The sequence below is a fragment of the Nostoc favosum CHAB5714 genome (genome assembly GCF_020829495.1).
Taxonomy (GTDB): domain Bacteria; phylum Cyanobacteriota; class Cyanobacteriia; order Cyanobacteriales; family Nostocaceae; genus Nostoc; species Nostoc favosum.
This window is the reverse complement of record NZ_JAIVFQ010000192.1, coordinates 1-5,242: the sequence shown is the minus strand read 5'-3', so window position 1 is coordinate 5,242 and position 5,242 is coordinate 1. Positions and strand designations below refer to the sequence as shown.

General features: G+C 44.5%; 5 protein-coding genes and 1 pseudogene. All 6 read right to left on the bottom strand.

Annotated elements, in window-relative coordinates; genetic code table 11:
* Window positions 1–683: hypothetical protein (locus tag LC586_RS39440; protein WP_229491222.1), on the bottom strand; the 683-nt coding region annotated here is incomplete at its 3' end.
* The gene (locus LC586_RS39435) at window positions 680–2,521 is read right to left on the bottom strand and encodes a TrbI/VirB10 family protein (RefSeq protein ID WP_229491221.1); all 1,842 of its coding nucleotides are present in this window, start codon (window positions 2,519–2,521) and stop codon (window positions 680–682) included. The genes LC586_RS39440 and LC586_RS39435, both read right to left, overlap by 4 nt.
* A 17-nt stretch (window positions 2,522–2,538) precedes the next feature.
* Window positions 2,539–3,324 carry a hypothetical protein gene (locus tag LC586_RS39430; protein WP_229491220.1) on the bottom strand — a complete coding sequence of 262 codons (786 nt, stop codon included), beginning with the start codon at window positions 3,322–3,324 and terminating at the stop codon, window positions 2,539–2,541.
* Window positions 3,323–3,433: pseudogene (locus LC586_RS39425) on the bottom strand (four helix bundle protein); the annotation flags it as partial. The gene LC586_RS39430 and the pseudogene LC586_RS39425, both read right to left, overlap by 2 nt.
* A gap of 9 nt (window positions 3,434–3,442) precedes the next feature.
* The gene (locus LC586_RS39420) at window positions 3,443–4,594 is read right to left on the bottom strand and encodes a hypothetical protein (protein ID WP_229491219.1); all 1,152 of its coding nucleotides are present in this window, start codon (window positions 4,592–4,594) and stop codon (window positions 3,443–3,445) included.
* A gap of 69 nt (window positions 4,595–4,663) precedes the next feature.
* A partial coding sequence (locus LC586_RS39415; protein ID WP_229491218.1) for a hypothetical protein occupies window positions 4,664–5,242 on the bottom strand: 579 nt, incomplete at its 5' end.

Below are 5,242 nucleotides of genomic sequence, written 5' to 3'. Positions count from 1 at the left end.
ACAAGTTCCTCTCCTTGCGATCGCAACTCAACAAGTTGGTTCAGACGCTTCCAAAGCTTGCTGTCTGTCGTAACCCACTGGTTTTTTAAGGCAACTTGCATCCCTTTGGCGATATGTCTGCTATCAGATAATGCGGTGTAACTGACCTTTGGTTTTACTTCTTCAGGTTTGCTGCGAGTATTGCCAATAATTTCAATTTGGCTGTACTCTGGTGTGCCACTGCCCGCTACAATCCGAAAGTGATAGCTTTTCCTTGTTGAGCCAGATTCGGTAATTACTGTCATGTGCGCCCCGTAAGAAGCTTGTGGTAAACCGGGGATTTTTACTGTCTCGATGCGGCGAATGTGAATTAGTCCCGCGCCGGTACTGTTTCCAGAACACTTACCCAAGCCTTCAAGACATCCGTCTACATCAAAAACAAACCTAGATGGGTCATCCAGCCAGATTTTCTTGATGACTTCTCTGGTGTTGTAGAACGATATTGATACCCCATGTCCGGGCCAGACCTTAACTGTCTGCAATTGGGCATTTTCCCCTGACACCTGGGACGCTGCAACTTGACGGATAGTATTTGCTAGTACAAGTTGGTTTGGTGCAAGCACGGAGGCAATGGTGAGGCACCCGCTAAAGGCGATCGTGCAAGGGATAATTAAACTAAAGTCGGCTATATATCTGAGTTTCACAGCTTGATTGACCTATCGACTTTGATTGTGATTTTGGTGTCTTTAGGCACATACCAGACATTGGGACGGCGATTGATTTCGTCAGTAGCACGTTCTGTCCGCTTGCTGACTGTTTCGCCAAGTTTGCCAAAGGCACCTTCAAGGAAAGCAGCTCCCAGGTTGCGGTTGTTATTGCGGCTGCGGGTTCTTGTCCCACCTAAAGGCAAATCTTCTGTGACTTCTTCATCTGGCTGGTTGATAATTTCCCCTACCTTGGCAAGACCAGCTATTGTTCCTAAAGTGGTATCGTATTTGGCTATTTCAGATCCCTTGTTGTCGTAGGGTCTGGCGGCTAGGGGGGAACCTGCCTCTCCCAGGACTGATATCGTTCCGGGTGATATGGGGTATTCAGTTCCGTCTTTGAGGATGGCCGTGACTTCGGCACGCACGCCTGATGTGCTATCAACCGAAATCATGGCGATAGTTACCTGTGTTCCTGCTGGAATGGCTATTTCGCCAGTATTGCTGTAAAGCGGCTCGTTCAACTGGGCGACAAACCGTAACGTATTTGTCTGCTCTTGGGAACGACCGTTATTGTTGATTTGGGGCATCACGAGCGGAGTTACGAGGGTTGCACTTGCAAACGAACCGACAACTAGATACTGTGGTTGTGTTTCTTGAAGTATTTGTGCTTCTTCTGGCAAGTAGTTATTTGCAAGTCGTTCGACTTGCTGAGTGGGGTTGTTTTCTTTATTACCAGCAAAACTGGATTCTAAGATTTTTTCTTTGCCAAGTTCTGAGCTAGTTTGTGGTTTTTCTACCAAGAAGCTATAAATAACTGGTACGGCTTGATTGTTCTCTTCGTCACCAGTATTGCTATACTCTGGAGTACTGTCGTTTGTAGTTACAGGTTCCCAGCGCGGGCGCAGTTCTTCAATTTGGTTAGGAGTGTTGGTAACTGTTTCGGTATTCTCGCTGCGGCGGTTACGGCGGCGACGGGAGCGACTGGTATTTTGTTCTGCTGGGCGTAATGTTTCTTCAGTTTTAGCTGTAACTTCTTGTGCTGTTGTGCTTGTAGGTTCACTTACAGTGGTACTGGCTAACATATAATCAACCCGACCAACCGAACCCAGGCTACGCAGGCGTTCGAGTTCGGCTATTGGGTCTTTGGCGACACTCTGGTTGCTGGCAACTATTTGTTTGGCAAATTTTGGCAGAGGAACGCTAGGACGCAGAGGTGGTATTGGCTGTGAGGCGACTTCTCTACGTCTTGGTCTAACAGTTTCGGGTGCTTCTCGGTATACACGTCTTTTGGAAGTAGGGGGAGTTTCTTGAGCGACTACCCTTCGTTGTCGAGTAGAACGTGTTTTCTCTTTGTTTTTGGATTGTTCTTCTTCAGTAGCTTCCTTTTTCTCTTCTTTGTCTTCCGTCTTGCCTTTACCGTTTAGTGCATCAAGTTCTTCCTGTTGCTTGGCAAGGGCAAGCTTGGCATAAACATCCCCATCTTTTTTCTCAGATGCCGCAACTGTGGGAGTGGGGGTAGGGGTTACTTCTGGTTTTTTTGCATTTTTACCACCCCCATTCATCATGCCGTTGAGGACAACAAATATAACTAAAAACCCAGCACCGAATGCACCACCAATAATTCCTAATCTTGACCAGGGGGATGTGACAAAATCGTGTTTAGTTTGTATTAATGCGGAGTCTTCTACTTCCAGTTCATCTTCTTCAGCTACCTCATATTGTGAACCTTCCAGTTCATTTTCTACAGGCTTTATATCTTTACTCTCAATTGGTAAAAGACTATCTACAGAAGATAGTTCATGCTTATTTGAAACCTCATCTTGTAGCTGTAACATAGTTTTATACTTGATTACTAATTATTTTTATTTTTGCCGAGATTATAATCAACTATTTGGGTGATTTCTAAACCTGGTTCTCGTACTGAATAGATTCTTTTATCTAGTTCAGTTGGCTGGGTTGGTAATTTGGGAGTATCGATAGCTTCGACAGTAATTGTTTTGTTAAAGGCGATTCCTTTACCTTGGTTTTCATTTCTATCAAAGCTTACGAGCGTACCGATATAATCAACCTCCCACTTTCCATCCTTGATTTTTCTGGGTTCAGAGATATGGCGGGTGACGAGTGAGACTTGAACTTCACCGTTAAATACACCATTTGGGACAATTTCTGCTAACTTTTTGAGGAAGTTTGCCCGAAAATCTTGATTTTCAGATAGTGCAAATGCAGCTTCCCAAGCTCTAGTCGGAATTCTTTTTCTGCTATTTTTTGTTGTTTGAACATCTATTCCTTTATCAGGTTTGGTAACGTTTTCGCCATTCTCTGTTGCTTCGATTATTCCGTTCCAACCGAACATTTTAATCATGCTATCTGAGATAAAGCGTTTGATAGTTTCATCTTCGCGTTCGTTGGGAGCAGCAAATTTACCAGGTGAAATAGAGCCATCTTGGAGTTGAACAACCGTCATACCTTTGACATGACGATTTGTACTAGAACTCATACCAATATTTACAATTTGCAATAGGATAGATAAGATAGTTCCTGCTGCTGTTATGGTGATTGCCATTGCAATAGGTGTAGAGGTAGATTGACCATAACTGAGAAGGCGGGCTGGTTGAGATTTAGACTTAGGTTTAAGCATATATTTCCGATTTAGGGAACTTACTAGTAAATTGATATACTAATAAAACAAAATGATGTGCTTTTTGCCAAACTATCAAATATTGAAATGTCTTGGCTGACTCCTGAATTCTGACTAATTACTTTTTAACTTTAATTTTGGAACTAACAAATTTGGTGGCATTGACAGCAACCGTAGCAGTTGTACTTGCTCCACCAGTAACGATTCCTGCTGCAATTTCAGATCCAAATGCTACTGTTTTACCTAATCCTGTCCAAACAGCTATTCCACCACCTGCGGCTAATGCAGATGAAAGGATAGGAGAAACCAACCCAACAAAAAGGAGAAATATCATCGGTTGGTTTTGTTCGGAATTAGCAATAAGTTGTCCGCACAAACCAATAATCATGTTGAAGCAAAGTTTTGCCATTCCAACGGTGAAATAACCAGTTAGCCAAGCGAAAATAGGTTTCGCGCCAAAGGGGAGTAGTGAACCGCCTATTGCCAATGGCCCAAGTAGGGCAGTTAAAAGCATCGTGAATTCGATACCCCACTGGTAGGCGTTATTTAGGGCGAGGAGGATGACTGCGACAAATCCGGTAATCATCGAGCCGATTGTACTGGTGATAGAATTACCAATCTTTTCGGCAATTTGACCGGGGGAGAGGTCGTTGAGCGCATCTTTGGCATCAGATAAAGCCTGAAGTGGGTTAAATTCCCAACTACCGCTATCGGGGGCTTCTCCTTTGAATAGATCGGGCGCAGAGGTTTTGAGTTCTGCTTCTGCTTGTTGTAAGCAAGTGATTGAATCTTGCGTGTTACCAGGGATTGAGCGGCATCTTTCCATTGCCGCCCCTACTTGCTGCTGGAGGGCAATATTGCCGACTGCGCGGTTGAATGCTACTTCTAGGTTGGCTCCAGCAGCGGTAAATTCAAGAATGTCACTATTGACAGTATTAATGTATCCTCGTATTGCGAGTGTTCCACTTCTGAGTAAAGTGCCATTGTTAGCTAGTAGCCCGATAACCAGGATGGGCCATATCCAACTGGAGAGGGCTTTCATATCTTCTTGATTTATCCAGTTTTTGCCTAACTCAACCATAAAAAGAGTGAGTGTGGCGATCGCAAAAAACTGACCAACTTTGCACATCGAGCCATACAAGCTACCGTTGAGGGTTTCTTGCCAAAGTTCATTAAAACCTTCAGCTACTAGTTGCGCTCCAGCGGCGGCATTTTCTAAAATGTCTTGTCCAAAAAATGGGTCGGTTGCAATTATGAGGTGTTCTAACATAGCACTTGGTTAACAGGCGTGAAGGTTTGGTCATCTCTGCAATTGAGATGACCAACTAATTAGGGTGAATTATTGCCCAGCAGTAGTTTTGAGACTGCTAAACCCGCTGATTTCGATGTACTGGGCGCTGATACCGTCCATCATCAGGTTTTGACGGCGGCGATCGCTTGCCCCCTGTTCGGCAAGTTGACTTAGCATCAGGTTAGTTTGCTGGACATCGTGCCGTGCTTGCAGTCCGTCGGTGCGGGATTGCCCCAACATCGAGACAATTTGCGAGTTTTGGGCAGCAATTACCTTGAGGATGTTTTGTGAAGCATCCATTGATTGTGCAGATTCCGCAAGTTCTTTGGCCTCAGCTACAGTTTGTTCAGTTGCTTCTATTTCATTTTTGGTACGTTCCTGACCGATTTCCCCTAAGACGCTGGCGATCGTGGCGCGGGTGGTTTCTCTCTCCAGTTCGTTAGCTGCACCTACAGCACCTTCAACTGTGTTACTTTCATTCCAGTTACCCTTTTCCTTGAGTTGCTCTTTGAGCTTTTCTGCTGAATTTACTGGGTCTGGCATATCCATACTGCCAGTCTGAATAGCAGTTTTAGCTTCGCTTTTCATCCCACCCCATTCATTAGCTGCTGCGGTGAGTTCGTTTTT